Source organism: Neptuniibacter pectenicola, assembly GCF_001597735.1.
GTDB lineage: Bacteria > Pseudomonadota > Gammaproteobacteria > Pseudomonadales > Balneatricaceae > Neptuniibacter > Neptuniibacter pectenicola.
Genome location: NZ_LUTS01000034.1, coordinates 1 through 1,685 on the forward strand (window position 1 = coordinate 1; position 1,685 = coordinate 1,685).

The 1,685-nt window shown below is 50.1% G+C and carries 2 protein-coding genes; both read left to right on the forward strand.

Features of this window, described 5'->3' with window-relative positions; all coding sequences use genetic code 11:
- The first annotated feature begins 4 nt into the window (after window positions 1–4).
- Window positions 5–931, forward strand: coding sequence for a pyrroloquinoline quinone biosynthesis protein PqqB (gene pqqB / locus A3773_RS16685; protein WP_067988601.1), 927 nt, complete (start codon window positions 5–7; stop codon window positions 929–931).
- Window positions 932–960: 29 nt separating this feature from the next.
- A partial coding sequence (gene pqqC / locus A3773_RS16690; RefSeq protein ID WP_067988603.1) for a pyrroloquinoline-quinone synthase PqqC occupies window positions 961–1,685 on the forward strand: 725 nt, incomplete at its 3' end.

Below are 1,685 nucleotides of genomic sequence, written 5' to 3' on the forward strand. Positions count from 1 at the left end.
AATAATGAAAGTACAAGTATTAGGCTCAGCTGCTGGCGGCGGTTTTCCTCAGTGGAACTGTAACTGTCGTAACTGTGCAGGCGTGCGTGCCGGCACTATCAATGCAAAAACCAGAACACAATCCTCCATTACCGTCAGTGTTGATGGCGAGAATTGGATCCTCTTTAATACCTCTCCAGATATCCGTGAACAGCTTGCCAGCTTTGGCCCTATGCAACCGAATCGTGCGATTCGCGATACCGGTATTGCTGCGATCGTTTATATGGACAGTCAGATCGACCACACCACCGGCTTATTGATGCTGCGTGAAGGGTGCCCCCATAACATCTGGTGCACCGAGATGGTTGAGCAGGACCTGACCTCAGGCTTTCCTACGTTAAACATGCTTAAACACTGGAATGGGGGTAACCACGTTAACCGTATTCCAATCAATGAGGGCGATGAGGCGAATGAGTTTACCATTCCCCAAGTGCCTGAGTTGAAGTTGACCGCGGTTCCGTTGTTGAGCAGTGCGCCTCCGTACTCGCCTCACCGTGATGATCCGCACCCGGGTGATAATATCGGTATGCAAATCGAAGATACCCGCACAGGTAAAAAATTGTTCTATGCACCTGGCTTAGGTCAGATTGAACCCCATTTACGCGCGTATATGGAATCGGCTGATGTGTTGCTTGTTGACGGCACTATTTGGCAGGAAGACGAGCTCATCGTTACCGGAGTCGGTGACAAGCTTGGCGTGGCAATGGGGCATCTACCGCAGTCAGGTAAGGGTGGCATGATTGAGTACTTAGATACGCTGGAAAAACCGCGCAAAGTGCTGATTCATATAAACAACACCAACCCGATACTGGATGAAGACTCTGCAGAGCATGCAGAAGTCCTTTCCCATGGTATAGAGATCTCTTACGACGGTATGTCCATAGAGCTTTAGCCTACCAGTGATGTGTAGAGGCCATAATGATGACAAGTAAAACAAACGATAAATTACCCATGAGCCGCGATGAGTTCGAAGCGGCGCTGCGTGCTAAGGGTGATTTTTATCATACGCAACACCCTTACCATATCGCCATGTATGACGGTAAATGTACCCCCGAACAGATTCGTGGCTGGGTGGCGAACCGTTTCTATTATCAGATTAGCATTCCCGTCAAAGATGCCGCGATTATGGCTAACTGCCCTGATCGTGATGTGCGCAGACATTGGGTGCAACGTGTATTGGATCATGATGGCTACAACGGTGCTGTCGGTGGGATCGAAGCGTGGTTATGCTTAGGCGAGGCCGTCGGCTTGAGCCGTGAAGAGATACTCTCCTGTGAGCATGTTTTACCCGGCGTACGCTTTGCGGTAGATGCTTACATTAACTTTGCCCGTCGTGCGTCGTGGCAAGAAGCCGCTAGCTCCTCACTAACCGAGATGTTTGCGCCAACGATTCACCAAAATCGTTTAGATACCTGGCCGCAGCATTACCCTTGGATCAAAGCGGACGGGTACCAGTACTTTAAAAACCGCCTAACCGAAGCCCGTCGCGATGTAGAGCATGGGTTAGGTATTACCCTTGATCACTACACCACCCGTGAGCAGCAAGAGCGTATGCTTGAGATCCTCCAGTTTAAACTGGATGTCCTTTGGAGCATGCTGGATGCAATGACCATGGCGTATGAGCTGAAACGTCCACCGTACCATAC

What these genes read in the sequence shown, in the direction of transcription:
- pqqB (WP_067988601.1), top strand. Translation starts at nt 5, where the DNA reads ATGAAAGTACAAGTATTAGGCTCAGCTGCTGGCGGCGGTTTTCCTCAG.